Source organism: Streptomyces sp. MGP-P1, assembly GCF_057766565.1.
Genome location: NZ_JBYMEM010000001.1, coordinates 1,422,450 through 1,446,448, shown reverse-complemented (window position 1 = coordinate 1,446,448; position 23,999 = coordinate 1,422,450). Strand labels below are relative to the sequence as shown.

General features: G+C 71.1%; 16 protein-coding genes. 7 read left to right on the top strand and 9 right to left on the bottom strand.

Features of this window, described 5'->3' with window-relative positions; translation table 11 throughout:
- Nucleotides 1–37: 37 nt before the first annotated feature.
- Nucleotides 38–1,117, bottom strand: coding sequence for an LCP family protein (locus AC3CH1_RS06410; protein WP_488461970.1), 1,080 nt, complete (start codon nt 1,115–1,117; stop codon nt 38–40).
- 327 nt (nt 1,118–1,444) lie between these two features.
- Here AC3CH1_RS06410 and AC3CH1_RS06405 point away from each other — a divergent pair, with 327 nt between their 5' ends.
- The 4 genes from AC3CH1_RS06405 to AC3CH1_RS06390 all read left to right on the top strand — a co-directional run bounded on the left by AC3CH1_RS06405 (nt 1,445) and on the right by AC3CH1_RS06390 (nt 10,292).
- A complete protein-coding gene (locus AC3CH1_RS06405; protein ID WP_488461969.1) occupies nt 1,445–2,524 on the top strand; it encodes a DUF8189 domain-containing protein in 1,080 nt (359 codons plus the stop codon).
- 277 nt (nt 2,525–2,801) lie between these two features.
- Nucleotides 2,802–6,665, top strand: a complete 3,864-nt coding sequence (locus AC3CH1_RS06400; protein WP_488461968.1) for a bifunctional glycosyltransferase/CDP-glycerol:glycerophosphate glycerophosphotransferase — start codon at nt 2,802–2,804, stop codon at nt 6,663–6,665.
- An 89-nt stretch (nt 6,666–6,754) separates the two neighbouring features.
- Nucleotides 6,755–8,752, top strand: coding sequence for a glycosyltransferase family 4 protein (locus AC3CH1_RS06395; protein ID WP_488461967.1), 1,998 nt, complete (start codon nt 6,755–6,757; stop codon nt 8,750–8,752).
- 76 nt (nt 8,753–8,828) lie between these two features.
- Nucleotides 8,829–10,292 (top strand): hypothetical protein, encoded by a 1,464-nt coding sequence (locus AC3CH1_RS06390; protein WP_488461966.1) that lies wholly within the window; start codon nt 8,829–8,831, stop codon nt 10,290–10,292.
- Nucleotides 10,293–10,332: 40 nt separating this feature from the next.
- On the opposite strand, the gene AC3CH1_RS06385 is transcribed toward AC3CH1_RS06390, so the two are convergent.
- From AC3CH1_RS06385 to AC3CH1_RS06360, 6 genes are all read right to left on the bottom strand, one after another.
- Nucleotides 10,333–11,157: an endonuclease/exonuclease/phosphatase family protein gene (locus AC3CH1_RS06385; RefSeq protein WP_488461965.1), complete on the bottom strand. Its 825-nt coding sequence runs from the start codon at nt 11,155–11,157 to the stop codon at nt 10,333–10,335.
- A gap of 171 nt (nt 11,158–11,328) precedes the next feature.
- Nucleotides 11,329–13,458, bottom strand: coding sequence for a 3-hydroxyacyl-CoA dehydrogenase NAD-binding domain-containing protein (locus AC3CH1_RS06380; protein WP_488461964.1), 2,130 nt, complete (start codon nt 13,456–13,458; stop codon nt 11,329–11,331).
- Nucleotides 13,455–14,681 (bottom strand): thiolase family protein, encoded by a 1,227-nt coding sequence (locus AC3CH1_RS06375; protein ID WP_488461963.1) that lies wholly within the window; start codon nt 14,679–14,681, stop codon nt 13,455–13,457. The genes AC3CH1_RS06380 and AC3CH1_RS06375 overlap by 4 nt, the downstream gene beginning before the upstream one ends.
- A gap of 298 nt (nt 14,682–14,979) precedes the next feature.
- A complete protein-coding gene (locus tag AC3CH1_RS06370; RefSeq protein WP_488461962.1) occupies nt 14,980–16,251 on the bottom strand; it encodes an HRDC domain-containing protein in 1,272 nt (423 codons plus the stop codon).
- A 114-nt stretch (nt 16,252–16,365) separates the two neighbouring features.
- A complete protein-coding gene (locus AC3CH1_RS06365) occupies nt 16,366–17,028 on the bottom strand; it encodes a helix-turn-helix transcriptional regulator (protein ID WP_018956913.1) in 663 nt (220 codons plus the stop codon).
- A gap of 214 nt (nt 17,029–17,242) precedes the next feature.
- Nucleotides 17,243–17,899: a DUF3000 domain-containing protein gene (locus AC3CH1_RS06360; protein WP_488461961.1), complete on the bottom strand. Its 657-nt coding sequence runs from the start codon at nt 17,897–17,899 to the stop codon at nt 17,243–17,245.
- A gap of 92 nt (nt 17,900–17,991) precedes the next feature.
- On the opposite strand from AC3CH1_RS06360, the gene hemE reads away from it, so the two are divergent.
- Nucleotides 17,992–19,089 carry a uroporphyrinogen decarboxylase gene (gene hemE / locus AC3CH1_RS06355; protein ID WP_488461960.1) on the top strand — a complete coding sequence of 366 codons (1,098 nt, stop codon included), beginning with the start codon at nt 17,992–17,994 and terminating at the stop codon, nt 19,087–19,089.
- Nucleotides 19,090–19,126: 37 nt separating this feature from the next.
- On the opposite strand, the gene AC3CH1_RS06350 is transcribed toward hemE, so the two are convergent.
- Complete coding sequence (locus AC3CH1_RS06350) at nt 19,127–20,515, bottom strand: FAD-dependent oxidoreductase (protein ID WP_488461959.1); 1,389 nt, start codon at nt 20,513–20,515, stop codon at nt 19,127–19,129.
- A gap of 66 nt (nt 20,516–20,581) precedes the next feature.
- Nucleotides 20,582–21,556, bottom strand: coding sequence for a DUF4349 domain-containing protein (locus tag AC3CH1_RS06345; RefSeq protein WP_488461958.1), 975 nt, complete (start codon nt 21,554–21,556; stop codon nt 20,582–20,584).
- A gap of 126 nt (nt 21,557–21,682) precedes the next feature.
- Here AC3CH1_RS06345 and hemG point away from each other — a divergent pair, with 126 nt between their 5' ends.
- Nucleotides 21,683–23,182: a protoporphyrinogen oxidase gene (gene hemG, locus AC3CH1_RS06340; protein ID WP_488461957.1), complete on the top strand. Its 1,500-nt coding sequence runs from the start codon at nt 21,683–21,685 to the stop codon at nt 23,180–23,182.
- 4 nt (nt 23,183–23,186) lie between these two features.
- Nucleotides 23,187–23,915 (top strand): hydrogen peroxide-dependent heme synthase, encoded by a 729-nt coding sequence (gene hemQ, locus AC3CH1_RS06335; RefSeq protein ID WP_488461956.1) that lies wholly within the window; start codon nt 23,187–23,189, stop codon nt 23,913–23,915.
- The last annotated feature ends 84 nt before the right edge of the window (nt 23,916–23,999 follow it).

Below are 23,999 nucleotides of genomic sequence, written 5' to 3'. Positions count from 1 at the left end.
CGGCAGGGTGTCACGGGCGGCGCGGCACGACGGGCCGTCAGCCCCCGGTGGCGGGGGACTTCTTCGCGTCCTCGGGGATCGTGGTGTCCTCGCGGATCGCCTTCCACAGCTGACCCGCCTGCGGCTCGGCCGCGATCACCCGGGCCTTGTCGATCTTGTCGTACGCCACCGGCAGCATGATCGTCTCCATCGAGGCCGGGTCGACGCCGTTCATCGAGCGGGCGAACTCGGCCAGCGAGGTGAGCGACGCGAGCCCCGAGTCGGTCGTGAGCGACTTGGTGGCCGATTTGGCGATCTTGTACGAGTTAGCCGGGCTGCCCAGCAGATCCTGCGACTTGACCTCGCTCAGCAGGGCCATCATGAACTGCTGCTGGAGACCGATGCGGCCGAGGTCGCTGCCGTCGCCGATGCCGTGCCGGGTCCGGACGTACGCCAGGGACTCGGTGCCGTTCAGCTTCTGCGGGCCCGCGGTGAGGCTCAGCCCGGAGGCCTTGTCCTCGATGTCCTGCGGTACGTCCACGGTGACTCCGCCGATGGCGTCGACCAGGTCCTTGAACCCGGCGAAGTTGATCTCCAGGTAGTGGTCGATGCGGACCCCGGACATCTTCTCCACCGTCTTCACCACACAGGCCGGGCCGACCTGCGCGTAGACGGAGTTGAACATCACGCGTTCCTTGGCGGACACCGTGGATCCGTCGTCCCCGACGCACTCGGGCCGGGTCACCAGGGTGTCGCGCGGGATGGAGACGGCGACGGCCTTCGACCGGCCCTCGGGTATGTGCACCACCATCGCGGTGTCGGAGCGCGCGCCACTGACGCCCCCGCCGCCGCCCAGCTCCTCGTTCTCCGCCCCGGCACGCGAGTCCGAGCCCAGGACCAGCAGATTCTGCCCGCTGGTGGGCAGCTTCTCCGGGCGGTCCTCGCCGAGCGCCTTGTCGATGTCGACGCCCTTGATGTTCCCGTCGAGCTGGCTGTAGATCCAGTACACGGTTCCGCCGCCGGCGAGCAGCAGGACGAGCAGGACACCGAGCGTGATCTTGAGCCCGCGGCGGCGCTTGCGGGGCTTGGCCGCGCGTCGGGAGGCACGCGGGCCCGGGGGCATGACGTCGTTGCTCATCCTGTTTCGAGTCCCTAGGTCTCGCGGCCCCGTGGGGCTGTGGCGGGTGGACTCGGGTGGGGGGAGGGGCCGGTCCGTATGCGGTGGTGGATATGAACTATAGGTGGACGAGAACTATAGACAGTCGGTCGAGCACGCGTGCGAGAGATCGGTGGGTCGCGGGGGTGTGCGGGTGATGTGCCGCCCTCGGTGGAGCCCGCTGACGGGGTTTCGCGTGTCGGATCCGTGCCACCGGCGGGGTCTAAGATATGGCAGATTCGAAATCGTGCACGATATGTCATGGCGTGACGTAGCGGATGCCACTTCTGGAAAGGTGACGGCGGAACCATGCTCGGACGCGACGCCCGCGCGACTTCGGAGGTCGCCCCCACCGCTCAGGCACTGAACGGCATCTGGCTCACCCGAGGCAGGGACGACCGGCTCACGGTGTACGTCCACAGCGCCGACGGCCGTCTGCGCCGCTGGATCCAGGCGCGCCCCGGCGGCGGTCCCTGGACCGGTTCCGAGCTGGCGACGGGGGGTCGGCTCACCCACCTGACCGTCGTGCGGGACGCCAACGCCTACGTCCACTTCGTGGGCCGACGGGAGCGGGCATCCGGCTCCGCCGTCGCCGTCGACATCGTGTACGCCATCCAGTACCAGACCGGTCGGCCGGTCAGCGCGTGGCACTCGCTGGGCAATCCGCACAAGGACGCGCCGGGGGGTGACCGCATCGGCGCTCCCGCCGTCGCGGTGAGCGAGTCGGGCGAGGTCCACATAGGCCTGCGCAACGCGGGCGGCGGGCTGATGCTGCGTCGCGAGCGGCCCGACGGCAAGTGGCGCGGCTGGGAGGACCTCCGGGGCTCGCGCATCGACGGCGATCCCACGGCGGTCGCGCTCGCGTCCGGAGTGGTGGAGTTCTTCGCGGCGGTCGAGGGGGGCACGCTGCACTGGCAGCAGAAGGAGGCCGGTGGCGGCTGGCACGAGCCCCAGCCCTCGCGTCTGGCGGTGCGGGCGGGTACGTCCGCCGCGCTGGAGACCGCTCCGGGCAGGGCCACGTTCTACTGGACCGATCCGGCCGGCGGGGTCGTCGCCTTCCGTGCGGGGGCGTGGCCGATGGCTCTCGGGGGCGCTCCGGGGGAGGGGCCGCACGCGGCGATCCGGGTGACCCTGGACGGTTACGACTGCACGGTGCTGGCTCACCGGGGAGTCGAGGGCACGGCCGCGGTGGGCCTCGGCGTCACCGAGAACGAGGCCAACGGAGTCTGGTGGTCGGACACCGGGATCCGGTGTCTGGGCACGCCCGCGCTGGCGCACGACGCCTACGGCCGGCTGGTGGTGGCGGTGATCGGCGAGGACGGCGAGCCGCGACTGGCCCGGCAGACGGACGGCCCGGGTCTCACGCTCGACGACTGGCGATCCATCTGAAGCGGGGCGCCCGCGCGGATGGTTGTAGAGCGCGACCCATGACATACATCACGTACATCGGTCCAGGTCTAATACGAGATCATCACTTCATCTGCACATTGACATCCTTTAATGTTCACTTAAGATTTGCGTCTGGTGCTACAGCTTCGAGAGCTGAACGCGAGTGATCGAAGAGGACCGACTCTGGGCCAACGGGGGCTCGGGTGAGGGTGCTGAGCAGAGTTGGACCTTGGTGGTGGCCGTGCGCTCACCGCTGCCGTGAACTGGAGAGTGAAGCATGGCCCCTGGGCCGCGTCTGAGTGTCATCGTCCCCTTCCAGGACGTTGAGATCTACCTCGACGAGTGCCTGGAGTCCATCGCTCGACAGACCTTCCGCGACTTCGAGGTCGTCATGGTCGATGACGGCTCGACCGACCGGTCCACGGAAATCGCCGAGGGGTTCTGCGCCCGCGATCCGCGCTTCCGGCTGATACGCCAGGAGTCCCGGGGGCCGGGGCACGCCCGGAACACGGGGCTGAACGCCATGCACCCGGCGGGCGAATTCCTGGTGTTCGCCGACGGCGACGACGTCATTCCCGAGTACGCCTACGAACTGCTGATCCGCACCCTCTCGGAGTCCGGATCGGATTTCGTCTCCGGCAACGTCCAGATGATGAATTCCACCAAGAAGTGGCAGTCCCCCCTGCACAAGGGGCCGATGCAGAAGGACCGCCGCGGCACCCACATCACCCGGTACGAGGCGCTGATCTACGACCGGACCGTGTGGAACAAGGTATTCCGCCGCGCTTTCTGGGACCACCACTTCATCCGCTTCCCCGAGGGGGTCCTGTACGAGGACTCCTGGGTCAACATGTTCGCGCACTTCAAGGCGCGGAAGGTCGACGTCATCACCGACATCGTCTACTTCTGGCGCCGTCGCGAGGGCGGCGCGGCACCCTCCATCACCCAGCGGCACACCGAGATCGACAATCTGCGCGACCGGGTGGCCGCCGTCCAGTCCGTCAGCCGGTTCCTCGGGCAGCACCGGTCGCGCTCGTTCAAGGAGCACAAGCGCAAGTACGATCTGGCCTGCCTGAAGTCCGACCTCATGCTGCACCTCAAGGTGCTCCCCGACGCGGACGACGAGTACCGCGACGCCTTCATGTACGCGGCCCAGGAGTTCCTGGGCGAGGCGGACGACGACCTCATCGAGGAGCTGCCGGCCGACGCCCGGGTGAAGTGGCTCCTGGTCCATCAGGGGCGGTTGGGCGAGCTGCTGGACGTCATCGAGTTCGAGCGCAAGGGCGGCCCCCTGCCCGTACGCCGTCGGCTGCGCCGGTATCTGAACTACCCGCACCTGGAGAACCGCAAGACGGGCCTGTACAAGAGCGACTACCGCCTCGACAGGGAACTCTCGCCCGCCAGCTCGCTCACCGGGGCGCGTTGGGACGAGGAGTGGCTGACGCTGTCCGGCTCGGCCTATGTGCGCTTCATCAATGTGCACAAGAAGCACATGTCGACCAAGGCGCTGGCGCTGCGGAACAAGAAGTCCGGCAGCAAGATCATCAATCTGGCGAAGACCACCTACTACCCGCAGGCGACCGAGTACTCCAACCAGAACCGCTACTGCTACGACTGGGCCGGCTTCGAGAGCCGGTTCGACACCACCCGGCTCAAGAAGAAGGGTGAGTGGGTCGAGGGCACCTGGGACGTCGCCGCAGGTGTGTTCAGCCGCGGTCTCTTCCGGTACAAGAGCGTCGGGCGGGGCGGAGCGGGAGCCGCCGCCAACCCTCCGTACCGCTATGTCGACAAGAACACCCGCATCGTCCCCCTCTTCGTACAGGGCTCCCTGAAGCTCCGCGTCGAGATCGTCCGGTGCCGCATCACCCGCCACCGGATCGTGGGCGAACACCTCGAACTCGGCGGTGTCTACCTGAGCCCCGAGGTCCCCGAGTGGGGGAAGCTCCGGGTGGTCAGTATGAACGGCGCCGGCCGGCACGACTCCTGGCTGTCGTTCAAGCCCGGGGGAGAGGGCTGGTGCACCTTCACCACCCGGGTCCCGCTGCGCAACCTCGTCCCCGGCTCGCGGGCCGACGGCGACAACTCCGTGCCCCAGGCATGGACCATGGGCAGCAACGGCTGGAAGCTGACCGTGTACATGGAAGGCCGCAAGGCCCCGCTGTACCCGGTGATGGCCGAGGGCACCGCCGACGGCCACTACCGCATGCCCGAAAAGATCCAGACCGCGCAGGGCGACCGGGAGATCGCCGTCCACCGCAACGGCTCCGGCTACGTCGTCCTCTTCGAACGTGACGCGCTCCCGCTGGTCGGCGAGGTCCGCTGGCACGAGGACGGCTCGCTGGAACTCATCGGCAGCTACGCCTGCGTGGATCTGCTGCCCCCGGCCGAGTACGCCAGCGCCCATGTCGTGGTCAGGTCCCGGGCCCACGGCGCCGAGCGCGCGGTCCCGCTGGAGTGGGACGGACACCGCTTCCGCTGCGTGGTCACCCCCGCGGCCATGGGCACCCTGGCCGGAGCCATTCCGCTGGCCGCCGGCCGCTGGGACTTCTTCCTGCGCCGCCAGGACCCCTCGTCCGTGGCCCCGGCCGACCGCTCGCCCGACCTGATGCTCAAGATCGAGCAGGACCTGATACCCGGGTTCCCCCAGGAGGCCGAGCTGGGCGGGCGCGGCTACGACCTCCAGGCGGAGGGCTACGACCGGCTCTCCCTCCTCGTCCGTTCCGCGATGGCCGAGGACGCCCGGGGCCCCTACCGGCAGAAGCTGCTGCGCACCAAGACCTACGCGCAGGCCCGGCGCCAGGCGATCAGGCCCGCCGTGCTCTTCGACGCCTTCAAGGGCACGCAGTACTCGGACAGCCCGCGCGCCGTCCACGAGGAGATGGTCCGGCGCGGCGTCGACGTGGAGCAGCTCTGGGTCGTCCGCGACGACCAGATCGACCTGCCGCCCACGGCGCGGTCCGTACGGATGTGGTCCCAGGAGTGGTACGAGGCGCTCGCCACCTCCCATTACATCGTCGCCAACAACCACCTCCCCGACTGGTTCGAGAAGCGTCCGGAGCAGGTCGTCGTCCAGACCTGGCACGGCACCCCGCTCAAGAAGATCGGCCACGACATCGAGGCCGTCCACTTCGCCGACCAGCGCTACCTGGAGCGGGTCGCGAAGGAGGTCCAGAACTGGGACATGCTGGTCTCACCGAACAGCTTCTCCACGCCCATCCTCAAGCGGGCCTTCCAGTTCCCCGGCGAGATGGTCGAGTGCGGCTACCCGCGCAACGACCTGCTGCGCCGCCCCGGAACGGAAGGACGGGCCGCGGAGATCCGCCGACGCATCGGGCTTCCGCCCGGCAAGCGCATCATCATGTACGCCCCGACCTGGCGCGACGACCAGTTCTACGCCCCGGGGAAGTACAAGTTCGACTTCCGGATCGACCTCGACGACGCCCGCGCCCGGCTCGGCGCCGACCACGTCCTGATGGTCCGTCGCCACCCGAACGTGGTGGATCCGGTTCCGGGCGCCGGTGACGGGTTCGTCTTCGACGTGTCCGACTACCCGGACATGGCCGATCTCTCGCTCATCACGGACGTGATGATCACGGACTACTCGTCGCTGATGTTCGACTACGTCAACACCGGGCGGCCGATCCTCTTCTTCACCTACGACCTGGAGCACTACCGCGACACCCTGCGCGGGTTCTACTTCGAGTTCGCCGAGAGCGCCCCGGGCCCCCTGGTGTCCGATTCGGCCGAACTGATCTCGGCGGTCCGGAACATCGACCGCATCCAGGACGCGTACGCCGACCGCTACCGGTGGTTCCAGGACCAGTTCTGCGACCTGGACGACGGATACGCCGCGGCCCGGCTGACCGACCGCGTCCTGATCGCCGGGGGCGACCTCACCCCCGACCGGGCGAAGGCCCCGGCCGTCGGCACCGTACCGGTCCGCCAGAGCCCCCCGGCGCGCCGGATGCTGGAGCAGACACAGCCGATCCAGCAGTTCCAGGCGCCTCAGCAGTCGATCATCCGGCAGGAGCCGCAACGGCTGTTCCCCGCCGACGGACAACGGGCGATCGGGGACGCGACGCCACCGCAGCACCGGACGACCGCTTCCGGCGAGCGCGTCTACGAGGGAATGATCATGTGAACCCGCGGCGGTCCGGTGCGCGGCCCCGCGCCGCCACGGATCCAGCCCATCGCACGACATGAGCCGCCCGACCACGGAGACCGCCACCCATGAAGATCGCCTTTCTGCTGCACGACGCCTACGGGATCGGCGGTACGGTCAGCGCCACCCTCAACCTGGCGGGAGCGCTGGCCAAGCGTCATGAGGTCGAGATCGTCTCCGTCTTCCGTACGCGGGACACCCCGCAGGGCAATCTGGAGCCCGGCGTCCGGCTGACCCCGCTGGTCGACATCCGCGCCAACAGCGCGGACAAGGACCACCAGCTGTCCCGGCAGGCGTCGGTCGTGAGCCCGCGCAGCCCCTCGTTCTCACAGCTGTACAACGCGCTCACGGACCAGCGGATCGGCGGCTACCTGGACGGAACCACCGCCGACGTCGTCATCGCCACCCGGCCGGTGCTGCTCATGTACCTGGCGCACTTCGGCGAACGCGACTACCTCAGGATCGGGCAGGAGCACCTGACCCACGATTCGCAGATCCCCGAGCAGCGTGAGTGCCAGAACAGAATCGTCCCGGACATGGACGCCTTCGTGACCGTGTCCCACGCCGACGCCGAGATCTACCGGGGGGTCCTGCCGCACGCCGCCTCCCGCATCCTCTCCATCCCCAACCCGGTGACCCTGCCGAGTGTGATGCCCGCGCGCAGCGGTCAGCACATCGTCGTGGCCGCCGGACGCCTGGTGAAGGTCAAGCGCTACGACGTGCTCGTCCGCGCCTTCGAGATCGTGGTCCGCAGCCGGCCCGACTGGAGCCTGCGGATCTACGGCTCCGGCAAGGAGGAACAGGCCCTGCGCGACCTGGTGATGGAGCGCGGACTGTACAACCACGTCCGCCTGATGGGACCGCACGCGCCGATGGAGAGCGAGTGGGCCAAGGGCGACATCGCCGCCGTCACCTCCGACAACGAGTCCTTCGGCATGACGATCGTCGAGGCCATGCAGGCCGGCCTGCCGGTCGTCAGCACCGACTGCCCGCTGGGTCCCCGCGAGATCATCCAGCACGGGGTCGACGGGTTCCTGGCCGTTCCCGGAGACCCGGAGTCGGTGGCCCAGGGCCTGCTCGCGATCATCAACGACGACCAGTTGCGGCTGCGCATGAGCGAGGCGGCCCGCCAGAACGCCTACCGCTTCGCCCCTGACGTCATCGCCCAACGGTACGAGGAGCTGATCGACCACCTCCTCACCAACCGGGTACGCAATCCCGTGCGGCCGACCGCCCGCGTACTGGCCCAGGGGCGCCTGATCGCCGCCCCGGGCGGCGGCTTCCGGCTCCAGCTGAAGGTCACCGGCGAGGGCGCGACCGGTTACGCCGTGGGAATCAAGCTCCGCGACAGCCCGGAGCTCCGCACGGTCCCGCTGGAGGCGGGCACCCTCGTCAAGGACGCCCGCGGGCAGCTCTGGGCGGAGACGATGATCGACCCCCGGCTGCTGCGCCCGCACGAAGGAACCTGGGACCTGCGACTGCACGGGCCCGAGGGCCAGGACGAGCGGATGGTGGCCGAGGGGGTGGAGACCCAGTACCTCAGCGGGCAGGCGCCCTGGCTGGACGGGCAGGGGGTCTCGTCGGCCATTCCGTACCGGACGATGGACGACTTCATCGCCCTGCGTACGTGGTACCGCCCCGCCCACGCGGAGATCGGCCAGGTCGTCGTCGACGAGGGCCGGACCGGCTTCCACCTCAGCCTGCTGCTGCCCGCGCCCGTCCCGGCGGGGACGGCGGTCCACGCCGTGCTGCGCCACCGGAACGACCGGACGACCGAGTTCGCCGTCCCCGTCCAGGCGGCCGGCGGAACCTCCGTCACGTTCGCCGTTCCGCACCGGGAGTTCCTGGCCCGCCGGCTCGCCGCCACCGACATCTGGGACCTGTGGATACGGACCGGCGACGGCTCCGAGATGCGGGCCGGCCGGATCGGCGGGGACATCATCCGCCGCAAGCACACCGACCGCTTCCCCACGGCGGTGGACCGCTCCGACCTCGGTGTCGCACACCGGACCGTCGCCTACATCACCGACGACAACGACCTGTCCTTCTCCGTGAAGCACGCCTGACCTCCGGCGGCCGAGCTCCGGAAGACCCCGGACGCGTCGGTACGCCGCCCCTGCATGAGATGGGAAATCCCGCGCCGTGTCCAAAGCAGCCCCGGGCCGTCCGCTGCACACCGGTATCGACAACTCCGGGACCTTCCCGGTCGAGTACCGGTTCGCGCACGCGCGAAACGGCAACCGGCACCTGGTCGTCGTCTTCGCCAACTTCTCCGTGCCCGGCGACTACGGATGGTCCAACGGGGTGTTCGACACGCTCCGGTCCAACGTCCTGTGGATCCGTGACCGCTTCCACGGGAAGAACAGCTACTACCTGTGCAAGGGGATGGACTTCGGGCTGGAGCGGTCCGTCGCCTCCCTGATCTCCAACGTCCTGAACTCGCTGGGTCTCACGCCGGACCAGTGCACCATGTGGGGCGGCAGCAAGGGCGGCAGCGCGGCGCTCTACTTCGGACTGAAGTACGGCTTCCGGAACATCGTGTCGATGGTCCCGCAGTTCAGGATCGGCAGCTACGTCCTGCAGTACCCGTCCATCGCCGAGCACATGATGGGTGAGGTCACCGAGCAGAACACGCAGATCATCGACGACGCGATACCGGCCCTGGTCCGGGCCGGGGCGAACCGCAACGCCAACATCTACCTCCTCTCGTCGCCGCAGGACGAGCAGTTCAAGGAGCAGGTGGAGCCGTTCCTGCCGTTGTTCACCGGCTACGAGAACCTCAACTTCATCTTCAGCGACTCCCCCCACATCGTCGATCACGCGCACGTGACCGGCCGGAACCTCCCGGTCCTGATGGGGCTGGTCAACTTCCTGATCGACGGGATCGCGCCGCGGATCGGGTTCGTGCGCAGCGGGGGCGAGCAGCCGGACGTGGACACCTCGGCCATCGACTCGTACCTCAGGACCACCTCTCAGGTGCAGGAGGCGTTCGCCGCCCCGGTGGCCTACACCCCGGCGCCCGGAGGCACGGTGTACGGACGTTCGGTGATGTTCACCGGCGTGGCACCGGGCGCGGTACGGCTGAGCGTCTGGGAGCACGGCAAGTTCCTCGGTGCCCCCGAGGTCGCCCCCGACGGCTCCTGGAGCTGGGACCTCGGCCGCCCCTGGAGCGTGGGTGAGCACCCGGTGCGGATCCTCGGAGTGGACGCGGCCGGCTACCACTCCCAGCGGGCCGAGATCACGTTCACCGTCGCCGAAGCCCCCGAGGGCCCGCAGCCGGCGGGGCCGGTCGCGGCTCCCCGGCCGGCGGTGGGCGGCCCGCCTCCGGCACCGGTGGTCGCCGGGCCCGTCTCCGGTCAGCAGGTCCAGGGACCGCTGATCGCCATCGCGGGGTACGCCGAGGGCGCCGCCCGGGTCGAGTTCGTCGAGGACGGCATGCGGCTGGGCGTCGCCCCGGTCGCGCCGGACACCCGTTGGTCCTTCGAGCCGGGCTGGTCGTGGGCGGCGGGGGAGCACACCGTCGCGTGTCACGCGGTCGACCACTCCGGCCAGGAATCCCCGCGAACCGTCGTGCGGTTCGGCGTGGTGCACGCCTACCGGGGCTGAGCGACCGGAGCGGCGCACGGGGACGTCGGCGGCCCGGGCCTCAGCCCGCCTCGACCTCCATGATCAGGGCCAGATGGTCCGACGCGGACGTGTCACGCACCGAACAGCCGGTACGGGGCAGATCGGTGAACAGGTAGTCGATCTTGCCGCCGGTGACCAGAGTCGGGCGGCCGGTACGTGCGGAGGGCCATCGCTGGTCGCACTCCCGATAGCGACGGAAGGCCTGGTGCGGCCAGATCCAGCCGCGGTCGTTCGCGGCCGTGGGCGGCGCGGTGTTCAGGTCGCCGCCGAACACCGTACGGGCGCCCGCCGCGTCGACCATCGCCGCCAACTGGTCGTCGCGCAGCTCCCACCCCGGATGCGCCCGGTCGCTGCCGGGCAGGCTCAGGTGGGCGGAGCAGACCCGGAGCCCGGGCCCGGACACCGTCGCGCAGAGGATGCCGCGGTGCAGGCCGACCTCGGGCTCCTGGGCGTTCACCGTCGTGACCCGGGTCAGCGGCGAGGAGGCCAGCACCGCGATACCGGCCCGGCCGCGGCCGGCCACGCAGTCGACCGGGGTGAACCGCCCGTCGGGCGCCCGATGGGCATAGCCACGGAAAGCCGCGTCCCAGTCACGCCCCAACGCGCGGCGGGCGGCGGCCAGATCCTCCGTGCAGACCTCCTGCAACAGAATCGCGTCCGCGCCCTCGGCGCCGGCCAGATCCCTGAGCGCCCGAACCTTGACCTCACCGCTGCCGGTGCCGTCGCAGTTCCACTGCTCCACACCGCACATGTTCCAGGTGGCGACTCGTAGGCGTTCATCGGCCGTCGGCAGCGCCGGGACCGGGACCGGGGCCGACAGGAGCCCGGACAGGAGCACGGCCACCGCCGTGATCAGCCGGACCGGCGCAGGGCGTGCCCACCCCGGAGCCCCCGGATCCCGTCCCCCGGCATCGCGCCGCATCTCTCGTCGCCCCTCCGCCCGTGCCGGGCCGTGCATGCCGACGGGCCGTACGGGAGATCATCCCGTACGGCCCGTCCGTCGTGAAATCGAGCGTTACGCCGGCACGCTCGCCACGCCGCGCGCCAGGAACGGCTTGCCGTTCACCCGCTGGGAGACGCCCTCACGGTCCAGGTACGGCGTGATGCCGCCCAGGTGGAAGGGCCAGCCCGCGCCGGTGATCAGGCACAGGTCGATGTCCTGGGCCTCGGCTACGACGCCCTCGTCCAGCATGAGGCCGATCTCCTGCGCCACCGCGTCGAGCACCCGGTCGCGGGTCTGCTCCTCCGTGAGGACGGTGTCGCCCTGCTCGAGGAGCGCCGCGACCTCGGGGTCGAGGACCGGAGCGCCGGAGTCGTAGACGTAGAAGCCGCGCTTGCCGGCCTTCACGACCGCCGCGAGGTTCCGCGAGACCGTGAAGCGCTCCGGGAAGGCGCGGTTCAGGGTCTCGGAGACGTGCAGGCCGATGGCCGGGCCGACCAGCTCCAGGAGCACCAGCGGGGACATCGGCAGGCCGAGCGGCTCGACGGCCTTCTCCGCGACCTCGACCGGGGTTCCCTCGTCGATGACGTTCTGGATCTCGCCCATGAAGCGGGTGAGGATGCGGTTGACGACGAACGCCGGGGCGTCCTTCACCAGGACCGCGGTCTTCTTCAGCTTGCGGGCCACACCGAACGCCGTCGCCAGCGAGGCGTCGTCCGTCTGCTCGCCGCGGACGATCTCCAGCAGCGGGAGGATCGCGACCGGGTTGAAGAAGTGGAAGCCGACGACCCGCTCCGGGTTCTTCAGCTTCGACGCCATCTCGGTCACCGACAGCGAGGAGGTGTTGGTGGCGAGGATCGCGTGCGCCGGGGCGACCGCCTCGACCTCCGCGAACACCTGCTGCTTGACGCCGATCTCCTCGAAGACGGCCTCGATGATGAAGTCCGCGTCCGCGAAGCCCTCGGCCTTGTCGAGGACACCCGAGACCAGGCCCTTGAGGCGGTTGGCCTTGTCCTGGTTGATGCGGCCCTTGCCGAGCAGCTTCTCGATCTCGGCGTGGACGTAGCCCACGCCCTTGTCGACGCGCTCCTGGTCGATGTCCGTGAGGACGACCGGGACCTCCAGGCGGCGCAGGAACAGCAGCGCCAGCTGCGAGGCCATCAGACCCGCGCCGACGACGCCGACCTTGGTGACCGGGCGGGCCAGGCTCTTGTCCGGGGCGCCGGCCGGGCGCTTGGCGCGCTTCTGGACCAGGTTGAAGGCGTAGATGCCGCTGCGCAGCTCGCCGCCCATGATCAGGTCCGCCAGCGCCTGGTCCTCGGCGTCGAAGCCGGCGGACAGGTCGCCGTCCTTCGCCGCCGCGATGATGTCCAGCGCGCGGTACGCCGCCGGGGCCGCGCCGTGCACCTTGGAGTCCGCGATGGCCCGGCCGCGGGCCACGGCCGCGTCCCAGCCCTCGCCGCGGTCGATCGCGGGCCGCTCGACGGCGAGCTCGCCCTTGAGGACGGCCGCGGTCCAGATCAGCGACTGCTCCAGGAAGTCCGCGCCCTCGAAGATCGCGTCGGCGATCCCGAGCTCGTAGACCTGCTTGCCCTTGAGCTGACGGTTCTGGTTGAGCGAGTTCTCGATGATCACCGAGACCGCGCGGTCCGCGCCGATCAGGTTCGGCAGGAGCGCGCAGCCGCCCCAGCCGGGGACCAGGCCGAGGAAGACCTCGGGCAGCGAGAACGCCGGGATGGCGGTGGAGACGGTGCGGTAGGCGCAGTGCAGACCGACCTCGACACCGCCGCCCATCGCCGCGCCGTTGTAGTACGCGAAGGTCGGGACCGCGAGGCCGGCCAGGCGGCGGAAGACGTCGTGGCCGCCCTTGCCGATGGCCAGCGCGTCCTCGTGACGGCCGAGCAGCTCGACGCCCTTGAGGTCGGCGCCGACGGCGAAGATGAACGGCTTGCCGGTGATGCCGACGCCCGTGATGACGCCCTCGGACGCCTCCTTCTCGACCTGGTCGATCGCGGCGTCCAGGTTCGCCAGCGACTGCGGTCCGAAGGTGGTCGGCTTGGTGTGGTCCAGGCCGTTGTCCAGCGTGATGAGCGCGAACCGCCCGGCACCGGACGGCAGGTCAAGGTGGCGTACGTGCGCCTGGGTGACGACCTCGCCGGGGAACAGCTCGGCCGCACCCTTCAGAAGCTCAGTGGTGGAACTCACTTGTTGCCTCCGTCGGCGTTGAAGTGCGGGTTCTCCCAGACGACCGTGGCGCCCATGCCGAAGCCGACGCACATGGTCGTCAGGCCGTAGCGGACCTCGGGCTGCTCCTCGAACTGCCGGGCCAGCTGCGTCATGAGCCGGACACCGGAGGAGGCCAGCGGGTGGCCGTAGGCGATCGCGCCGCCGTACTGGTTGACGCGGGCGTCGTCGTCGGCGATGCCGTAGTGCTCCAGGAAGGCGAGCACCTGCACGGCGAACGCCTCGTTGATCTCGAAGAGACCGATGTCCTCGATGGAGAGACCGGCCTGGGCGAGTGCCTTCTCGGTCGCCGGGATCGGGCCGTAGCCCATGACCTCCGGCTCGACGCCCGCGAAGGCGTAGGAGACGAGGCGCATCCTGACCGGGAGACCCATCTCGCGGGCGACGTCCTCGGCGGCGAGCAGGGAGGCGGTGGCGCCGTCGTTGAGCCCCGCGGCGTTACCGGCCGTCACGCGGCCGTGGGCGCGGAACGGGGTCTTCAGACCGGCCAGCGACTCCATGGTGGTGCCCGGGCGCATCGGCTCGTCGGCGGTGACCAGGCCCCAGCCCGTCTCCCCGACATCCGCGTTCGTGCGGCGCACCGAGACCGGCACCAGGTCCTGCTGGATCTTGCCGCCCGCGTACGCCTTGGCGGCCTTCTCCTGCGAACGCACCGCGTACGCGTCGGCGCGGTCCTTGGTGATCGTGGGGTAGCGGTCGTGCAGGTTCTCCGCCGTCATGCCCATGAACAGGGCGGACTCGTCGACCAGCTTCTCCGACACGAAGCGCGGGTTCGGGTCGACGCCCTCGCCCATCGGGTGGCGGCCCATGTGCTCGACGCCACCGGCCACGACGACGTCGTACGCGCCGAAGGCGATGGAACCGGCCGTCGAGGTGACGGCGGTCAGCGCGCCCGCGCACATGCGGTCGATCGAGTAGCCCGGGACGGACTGCGGCAGACCGGCCAGGATGCCGGCCGTACGGCCCAGCGTGAGGCCCTGGTCGCCGATCTGCGTGGTCGCGGCGATGGCGACCTCGTCGATCTTCTTGGGGTCCAGGTCCGGGTTGCGGCGCAGCAGCTCCCGGATGGCCTTCACGACGAGGTCGTCGGCGCGGGTCTCGTGGTAGATGCCCTTGGGGCCCGCTTTGCCGAACGGGGTGCGGACGCCGTCGACGAAGACGACGTCCCGGATGGTACGAGGCACGGTGGCTCTCCTCCAGGGTGCGGGATGGCACTGCTGCGGGGCACGCCACGGGGGCGCGCCGCCTGCCCTCATGCTACTTGCGGGTAACCAGACTGCCCACCCCTCACGGCCGGAGCGTCGAAGGTCACACCGTCCCGGTGCCCGGTACGGGCCGTCCCGGCGGCCGCGCGGCGGCAGGAAGGGTCCTGAACCTGGCGCGATTTCGACCATCGGTTCGGTCCGCGGACAGGGCCCGGGAAGCGGAACACCCCCGGTCGGTGACCGGGGGTGTTCGCTGTGTCACGGGAACGGCGGTGTGTCAGGAGGCGTCCAGCGCCCGCACCAGGAGCGGGGCGACCTGCTGGATCTGCCAGTTCCGTGCCCCGTATCCGGCGAGGGTGTCCTCGACGGCGCCCGGCGTCGGGTTCTTCGGCGGCTCCCAGCAGACCCGGCGCACGGTGTCCGGGGTGATCAGGTTCTCCTGGGGCATGTGGAGGCGCTCGGCCAGTTCGGAGACGGCGGTGCGGGCGGCCGAGAGCCGGGCGGCGGCGGCCGGGTCCTTGTCGGCCCAGGAGCGCGGGGGAGGCGGCCCGGCCGGCTGCTGACCGGGCTGCGGCAGCGCCGTCTCGGGCAGTGCCTTGGCCCGGTCCACGGCGGCCTGCCACTGCTCCAGCTGACGGCGTCCCATGCGGTGGCCGAATCCCGGCAGCGCGGTCAGGGCCTGTACGTCGACCGGCACCGCGAGCGCGGCCTCGATGATCGCGGCGTCGCCGAGCACCTTGCCCGGGGAGACGTCGCGGCGCTGGGCGACCTGGTCACGGGCGGTCCACAGCTCCCGGACCACGGCCATCTGACGGCGGCGGCGCACCTTGTGCATGCCCGACGTGCGGCGCCAGGGGTCCTGGCGGGGCGGCGCGGGCGGCGCGGAGGCGATGGCGTCGAACTCCTCCCGGGCCCACTCCAGCTTGCCCTGCCGCTCCAGCTCCTCCTCCAGCGCGTCGCGCAGGTCGATCAGGAGCTCCACGTCGAGCGCGGCGTAGCGCAGCCAGGGCTCGGGCAGCGGGCGGGTGGACCAGTCGACCGCGGAGTGGCCCTTCTCCAGGGCGTATCCGAGGACGTTCTCCACCATCGCGCCGAGGCCGACGCGCGGGAAGCCCGCGAGCCGTCCGGCCAGCTCGGTGTCGAACAGCGAGGTGGGGGTCATGCCTATGTCCCGCAGGCACGGCAGGTCCTGGGTCGCCGCGTGCAGGATCCACTCCGTGTCGGACAGCGCGGAGCCGAGGCCGGCGAGGTCGGGGCAGCCGACCGGGTCGATCAGGGCGCTGCCCGCGCCCTCGCGGCGCAGCTGTACGAGGTAGGCGCGCTGGCCGTAGCGGTATCCCGAGGCGCGCTCGGCGTCGACGGCCACCGGGCCGGTGCCCGCGGCGAAGGCCGCGATCACCCGGGCGAGGGCGTCGTCGGACGTCACCACCGGGGGAATGCCCTCGCGCGGTTCGAGCAAGGGGATCGGCGCCGGGGCGACGTCGTCCGGGGGAGCGCCCCCGGTGGTTCGCAGTGAACTGTCTGCTGCGGTCTCTTGGGCGTCGGTCACGTGTCAAGGGTATCTGTGTATGCACGGAGCCCGTCGACGGAACGTTCCGTCGACGGGCGGCCATGCGCGTATTCCAGCCGGAGACGCATCGGTGCACGTCCCGGCGGGGTGCGGTCAGTGGATGATGCCCGTCCGCAGGGCGACCGCGACCATTCCGGCGCGGTCTCCGGTGCCGAGCTTGCGGGCGATGCGGGCGAGGTGGGACTTGACGGTCAGGGCGGAGAGGCCCATCGAGACGCCGATGGCCTTGTTGGACTGGCCTTCGGCGACCAGGCGGAGCACCTCCACCTCGCGTCCGGACAGTTCGCGGTAGCCGCCCGGGTGGCTCGGGGAACCGGGAGGCCTGCGGTGCATACGGGCCGCGTTGGCGCCGATGGGGGCGACGCCGGGGCGGGAGGGGTGGCCGATGTTGGTTCGGGTGCCGGTGACGACGTAGCCCTTCACGCCGCCCGCGAGGGCGTTGCGAACGGCGCCGATGTCGTCGGCGGCGGAGAGGGCGAGACCGTTGGGCCAGCCTGCGGCGCGGGTCTCGGACAGCAGGGTCAGCCCGGAACCGTCGGGCAGGTGGACGTCGGCAATGCAGATGTCGCGCGGGTTGCCGACGCGGGGGCGTGCCTCCGCGATGGACGACGCTTCGATGACGTCACGTACTCCGAGGGCCCACAGATGGCGGGTGACGGTGGAACGGACGCGCGGGTCGGCCACGACGACCATGGCCGTCGGCTTGTTCGGGCGGTAGGCGACCAGGCTTGCGGGCTGCTCAAGGAGAACGGACACCAGGCCTCCTGGGGGAGTGGCGGGACGGGCCGGCTCGGGGGGTGAAGCCGGGGGCGAACCGTGCTTGAAGGGTCATTGACCTCTTCGGCAGCGGACCCGTCCTCCTTTAGGGGAAGATCCCTATTTGGTGAGTAACAATTCGGGCAAATAGGACGCGCGATCGATTGTACGAAAAGAGAGCCGGTGCTTGTGCGAAACGGGTGACGGAGGGTTACTAAACCTGCGGCCCGCGCCGCTGCGGCAACGTCACCACCGCCGCGTCCGCCGGATCCGACGGCGGCAGCCCCGCGATCTGGCACAGCAGATCACCCCAGGCCATGAGGTGCGACGCCGTGTCCGGCACACCGCCGCGCGCCTCCCTCGGCGTCCACGAGGCCCGGATCTCGATCTGCGTCGCCGGCCGGCGCGTGGACAGCGCACCGAAGTAGTGCGATCCGGCGCGCGTCACCGTCCCCCCTGCCTCTCCGTACGACAGGCCCCGCGCGTCCAGCGCACCCGTGAGCCAGGACCAGCACACCTCCGGGAGCAGCGGGTCCGCCGCCATCTCCGGCTCCAGCTCCGCCCGGACCAGCGTCACCAGCCGGAACGCGCCCTGCCAGGCGTCGTGCCCCGCCGGATCGTGCAGCAGGACCAGTCTGCCGTCCGCGAGATCGTCCTCGCCGTCCACCACCGCCGCCTCCATGGCGTACGCGTGCGGGGCGAGCCGCTGGGGCGGCCTGGTCACCTCCACCTCCAGCTCCGGGCGGAGCCGCGCGGAGCGCAGCGCGTCGACCGCCGCCAGGAACGCGGGCGGCACGGAAGGTCCCTCCGCGCGGTCCTTGCTTTCAACGCCGTCGGAATGATCGGAAAATTGTCCCTGAGCCGGAGCCATGCGGGGAAGAGTAGGCGGAAGCCGGGCCCCGCGCAGGGAGAGACACCCGTGCGGGGCCGGGCTCCTTCGGCGCGCGTGCGAAGATTCTGTGCGTGAGTGCCAACGACAGCCCTTCGGGCCAGCAGACGACGACCTCCGCCAGCCTCGACGCGGTCCGCCACGCCACCCACGACTCGGCGTTCCTGCGGGCCTGCCGCCGCGAACCCGTCCCCCACACGCCGGTCTGGTTCATGCGCCAGGCGGGGCGCTCGCTGCCCGAGTACCTGAAGGTCCGCGAGGGCATCGCGATGCTCGACTCCTGCATGATGCCGGAGCTGGTCGCCGAGATCACCCTCCAGCCCGTACGCCGCCACAAGGTCGACGCCGCGATCTACTTCAGCGACATCGTCGTGCCCCTGAAGGCCATCGGCATCGACCTCGACATCAAGCCCGGCGTCGGCCCCGTCATCGCCGAGCCCATCCGCACCCGCGCCGACCTGGCCCGGCTGCGCGACCTCACTCCCGAGGACGTCCCGTACGTCACCGAGGCCATCGGGATGCTCACCGCCGAGCTGGGCGCCACCCCGCTCATCGGCTTCGCCGGGGCCCCCTTCACCCTGGCCAGCTACCTCGTCGAGGGCGGCCCCTCGCGCAACCACGAGCGCACCAAGGCCATGATGTACGGCGACCCGCTGCTCTGGGCCGACCTCGTCGACCGGCTCGCCGAGATCACCGGCGCCTTCCTCAAGGTGCAGATCGAGGCCGGCGCCTCCGCCGTCCAGCTCTTCGACTCCTGGGTCGGCGCACTGGCCCCCGCCGACTACCGCCGCGCGGTGCTGCCCGCCTCCGCGAAGGTCTTCGACGCCGTCGCCCCCTACGGCGTCCCCCGCATCCACTTCGGCGTCGGCACCGGCGAGCTGCTCGGCCTGATGGGCGAGGCCGGCGCGGACGTCGTCGGCGTCGACTGGCGGGTCCCGCTGAACGAGGCCGCCCGCCGCGTCGGCCCCGGCAAGGCGCTCCAGGGCAACCTCGACCCGGCGGTGCTGTTCGCGCCGACCCCGGCCGTCGAGGAGAAGACCCGCGAGGTGCTGGACGCCGCCGCCGGCCTGGAGGGCCACATCTTCAACCTGGGCCACGGCGTCATGCCGAACATGGACCCGGACGCGCTCACCCGCCTCGTGGGTCACGTGCACGAGCAGACCGCGCGCTGAGCGAACGGTCCCGGGGCCCGCGCCCCGGGACCCGCCGTCAGCTCCCCGCGCCCCGCACCGCCGTCACCGTCTTGCGGGCGGCCACCAGCACCGGGTCCCAGACCGGCGAGAACGGCGGGGCGTAGCCGAGGTCGAGCGCCGTCATCTGCTCCACCGTCATCCCGGCCGTCAGCGCCACCGCCGCCACGTCGACCCGCTTCGCCGACCCCTCACGGCCGACGATCTGCACCCCGAGGAGCCGGCCCGTACGGCGCTCCGCGATCATCTTCACCGTCATCGGCTTCGCCCCCGGGTAGTAGCCCGCCCGCTGCGTCGACTCGATGGTCGCCGTGACGTAGCGCAGTCCGACCGCGCGGGCGTCCTTCTCCCGCAGCCCGGTCCGGGCGATCTCCAGGTCGCAGACCTTGCTCACCGCCGTACCGACCACGCCCGGGAACGTGCCGTAGCCGCCCCCGACGTTGGAACCGATCACCTGGCCGTGCTTGTTGGCGTGCGTGCCCAGCGCGATGTGCCGGGTCCGGCCCGCCACCAGGTCCAGGACCTCCACGCAGTCGCCGCCCGCCCAGACGTCCTCGTGGCCCACCACCCGCATCGACAGATCCGTCAGCAGCCCCCCGTGCGGACCGACCGGCAGCCCGGCCCCGCGCGCCAGCTCCGTCTCCGGTTCCACGCCGATGCCGAGGACCACCACGTCCGCCGGATATCTCCCCGCGTCCGTCGCCACCTCGCGCACCCGCCCGTCCGGACCGGTGAGGATCTCGGTCACGGCGGCCCCGTTGACCGTGGTGATGCCCAGCCCGTCCATCGCGTCGTGGACGAGCCGCCCCATGTCCGGGTCGAGCGTCGCCATCGGCTGCTCGCCCCGGTTGAGGACGGTCACCTCGAAGCCCCGCTTGAGCATCGCCTCGGCCATCTCGACGCCGATGTACCCCGCGCCCACCACGACCGCCCGGCGGCTCTCCCGCGCGCCCAGGGCGTCCAGCGAGTCCAGGAGCGCCTGCCCGTCGTCCAGGGTCTGCACCCCGTGCACCCCGGGCGCGTCCATCCCGGGCAGCGCCGGGCGCACCGGACGGGCGCCGGTGGCGATCACCAGCTTGTCGTAGCCCGTCCAGTACGTCTTCCCGCTCTCCCGGTCCAGTGCCCTCACCCGCCGCCCGGGCACGTCGAGTTCCGTCACCTCGGTCCGCATCCGCAGATCGATGTCCCGCTCCCGGTGCTCCTTCGGGGTGCGGGCGATCAGGTCGTCGCGCGCCTCGACGTCACCGCTCACCCAGTACGGGATGCCGCACGCGGAGTACGACGTGAAGTGGCCGCGCTCGAAGGCGACGATCTCCAGCGCGTCCGCCGTCTTCAGCCTGCGGGCCTGTGACGCGGCGGACATGCCCGCCGCGTCACCGCCGATGACCACCAGTCGCTCCGCTGCCATGCCGGGTCCCCTTTCGCCGAATCGCCATCGGGCGATTCACCAAGTCGGAGCCCCACGCTACGGCGGTCAGGGAGCCGGAGCGCCCTCCGGCTCCTGCCGGGGCGCCGCCGGGGCCCCGCGGGCCGCCCGCCGGGCGCGCAGCACCCGCCACACCACCAGCGCCAGAGCCCCGGTGAGCAGGAACGGGAACGCGGCCCCGAACGCCACCGCGATCCACCGCAGCATCGTCACGAACGCGTCCCAGCCGCCACCCAGCGCGTCCAGGAACCCGGTGTCCTCCTGACGCCCGTCCTCGTCCGGGGCGTCCGGCGGCGTCAGGTCCAGGGTGATCGTCGCCAGCGAGGTGCGGTCCTTCAGGCTCGACTGCTGGGCCAGCAGCGACTCCAGGTCGGACTGACGGCTGCTCAGCTCGCCCTCCAGGGCGACCACGTCGCTGATCTTCTCCGCCCGGTCCATCAGCTCCCGCACCCGCGCCACGCTCGCGCGCTGCGTGGCGATCCGGCTGTCCACGTCGACCACCTGGTCGGTGACGTCCTTCGCGTTCGAGGTGCGCGACAGGAGCTTCCCGGAACCGGCCAGCTCCCGCAGCACCTCCTGGTACCGGTCCTGCGGCACCCGCAGCACCAGGTGCGAGGTCTCGTACGTGTCGTCGAGCCGCTCGGTCTCCTCCGTCGCGACGAGGCCCCCCGCGCTCTCGGCCGCACCGCGCGCGGCGGCGACCGCCTTCGCCACGCTCTTCACCTCCACGGAGAGCGTGGCCGTACGGATGACGTGGGTGGCCGCCGCCCCCGGCTTCGGCGCCGCCTTCGACCCGGCCGGCTTCCCGTCCGCCCGCTCCTCGGCCGACGACGCCGCCCCGTCCGCGCCGGCTCCCTCCTGCTCCCCGGGCGGCGCGTACTTGCTGTCCGCCGCCTTCGCGCCGTCCGAGGCGTCGCCCGACGCCCCGCAGCCGCCGACGGCGAGCAGGAGGCCGAGCACCCCGGCGGCGAGCGCGGCCCGCCCACGGGCGAAGGATCGATCGGTTCTGCTGCCCAATTCCATAACTGGTCCCCCCAGGACGGTGGTTGATAACGCCGGTTCGACGCACCCGCTCCGGGACCGGTTTCCGGTGGGCGGTTTCGAAGTGGTCACGGTCAGGACGCGGAACGGGTTTGAGAGAGTGGACCCATGCAGCGTTCTCAACAGCGTGCGGAAACGCCCCCGGGCCACGTCGTCGTCGTCGGCGGCGGCATCGCCGGCCTGGCGGCCGCCCACCACCTGGTCTCCACCGGACTGCGGGTCACCCTCCTGGAGGCGACCGACCGGCTCGGCGGGAAGCTCATGACCGGCGAGGTCGCGGGCGTCCAGGTCGACCTGGGGGCCGAGTCGATGCTCGCCCGGCGCCCCGAGGCGGTCGCCCTGGCCCGCGAGGTGGGCCTCGCCGACCGCCTCCAGCCGCCCGCCACCGCCACCGCCTCGCTGTGGACGCGCGACGCGCTGCGCCCCATGCCCCAGGGGCACGTCATGGGCGTCCCCGGCGACCCGGCGGTGCTCGGCGAGGTGCTGTCCCCCGAGGGCCTGGCCCGGATCGCCGAGGAGCGCGACCTGACCCCGACCCCCGTCGGCGACGACGTCGCGGTCGGCGCGTACGTCGCCGACCGGCTCGGCCGCGAGGTCGTGGACCGGCTGGTGGAGCCCCTCCTCGGCGGGGTCTACGCCGGCGACGCCTACCGGATCTCGATGCGCGCCGCCGTCCCCCAGCTCTTCGAGGCGGTGAAGGAGGGCGGGCCGCTGCTGGAAGGCGTACGCCGCATCCAGGAGCGGGCCGCCGCCAAGCAGCAGACGGGACCCGTCTTCCAGGGCATCGAGGGCGGCATCGGCACCCTCCCGGCCGCCGTCGCCGACGCCGTACGGGCCGGTGGCGGCGAGATCCTCGACCGAACCCCGGTCCTCGGCCTGACCCGTACGGAAACGGGCTGGGCCGTCCGCACCGACACCGGGACGATCTCCGCCGACGGCATCGTCCTGGCCACCCCCGCCTGGTCCGCCGGCACGCTGCTGGCCGCCGAGTCCCCGGCCGCGTCCGCCGAGCTGTCCGGCGTCGAGTACGCCTCGATGGCGCTGGTCACCCTGGCCTTCCGGCGGGCCGACATCGAGCGGTACGAGGCCCTGCGCGGCCGCTCCGGCTTCCTCGTACCGCCGGTCGACGGCCACACGATCAAGGCGTCCACCTTCTCCAGCAACAAATGGCAGTGGGTCGCGGACAGCGCCCCCGACCTGTTCGTGCTGCGCACCTCCGTCGGCCGGTACGGCGAGGAGGACCATCTGCACCGCGAGGACGAGGAGCTCGTCGCCGTCTCCCTGCGCGACCTCGCCGCCGCCACCGGCCTCACCGCCCGCCCCGTGGACACCGAGGTCACCCGCTGGATCGGCGGCCTGCCGCAGTACCCGGTGGGCCACCTCGCCCGGGTCGCCCGGATCCGCGACGAGGTCGCCAAGCTCCCCGCCCTGCGGGTCTGCGGCGCGGTCTACGACGGGGTCGGCATCCCCGCCTGCATCGCGAGCGCGCGCCGGGCGGCCGAGGAGATCGTCCGGGAGATCACGGGGGAGATCCCGGGAAAGATCGCGGGAGAGATCATCGCCACGTCGACCCTGGTTCGGGGCACGGGGAGCGAGGCGGGACAATAGCCGTATGAGTGCTCCTGAGACTGTGACATCAAGCAAGAGTCCGAACGCCGGCAAGAAGGCCAAGGACCTCAACGAGGTCATCCGCTACACCCTGTGGTCGGTCTTCAAACTCCGCGACGTGCTCCCGCTGGACCGCGCGGGATACGCCGACGAGGTCCAGGAGCTGTTCGACCAGCTCGCGGCCAAGGACATCACCGTCCGCGGCACCTACGACGTGTCCGGGCTGCGGGCCGACGCCGACCTCATGATCTGGTGGCACGCCGAGACCTCGGACGAGCTCCAGGAGGCGTACAACCTCTTCAGGCGCACCAAGCTCGGCCGCGCCCTCGACCCGGTCTGGTCGAACATGGCGCTGCACCGCCCGGCCGAGTTCAACAAGTCCCACGTCCCGGCGTTCATCGCCGACGAGACGCCGCGCGACTACATCAGCGTCTACCCCTTCGTCCGGTCCTACGACTGGTACCTGCTGCCCGACGAGGACCGCCGCCGCATGCTCGCGGACCACGGCAAGATGGCCCGGGGCTACCCGGACGTCCGCGCCAACACCGTCGCCTCGTTCTCGCTCGGCGACTACGAGTGGATCCTCGCCTTCGAGGCGGACGAGCTGTACCGCATCGTCGACCTGATGCGTCACCTGCGCGCCTCCGAGGCACGTCTCCACGTGCGCGAGGAGGTCCCGTTCTACACGGGCCGCAGGAAGAGCGTCGCAGACCTGGTGGCCGGGCTCGCATAACCAGCGAGTCCCGCACCACCCCAACCCGGAAGATCAGAAGGGCGGACACCGGGCACCGATCGTGCCGTCCGCTCCTCCAGCGAC

Coding starts and splice junctions, on each gene's coding strand:
- AC3CH1_RS06395 (WP_488461967.1), top strand. CDS start 6,755: ATGAAGATCGCCTTTCTGCTGCACGACGCCTACGGGATCGGCGGTACG.
- hemQ (WP_488461956.1), top strand. CDS start 23,187: ATGAGTGCTCCTGAGACTGTGACATCAAGCAAGAGTCCGAACGCCGGC.
- AC3CH1_RS06350 (WP_488461959.1), bottom strand. CDS start 20,515: ATGGCAGCGGAGCGACTGGTGGTCATCGGCGGTGACGCGGCGGGCATG.
- AC3CH1_RS06410 (WP_488461970.1), bottom strand. CDS start 1,117: ATGAGCAACGACGTCATGCCCCCGGGCCCGCGTGCCTCCCGACGCGCG.
- AC3CH1_RS06345 (WP_488461958.1), bottom strand. CDS start 21,556: ATGGAATTGGGCAGCAGAACCGATCGATCCTTCGCCCGTGGGCGGGCC.
- AC3CH1_RS06400 (WP_488461968.1), top strand. CDS start 2,802: ATGGCCCCTGGGCCGCGTCTGAGTGTCATCGTCCCCTTCCAGGACGTT.
- AC3CH1_RS06360 (WP_488461961.1), bottom strand. CDS start 17,899: ATGGCTCCGGCTCAGGGACAATTTTCCGATCATTCCGACGGCGTTGAA.
- hemG (WP_488461957.1), top strand. CDS start 21,683: ATGCAGCGTTCTCAACAGCGTGCGGAAACGCCCCCGGGCCACGTCGTC.
- AC3CH1_RS06405 (WP_488461969.1), top strand. CDS start 1,445: ATGCTCGGACGCGACGCCCGCGCGACTTCGGAGGTCGCCCCCACCGCT.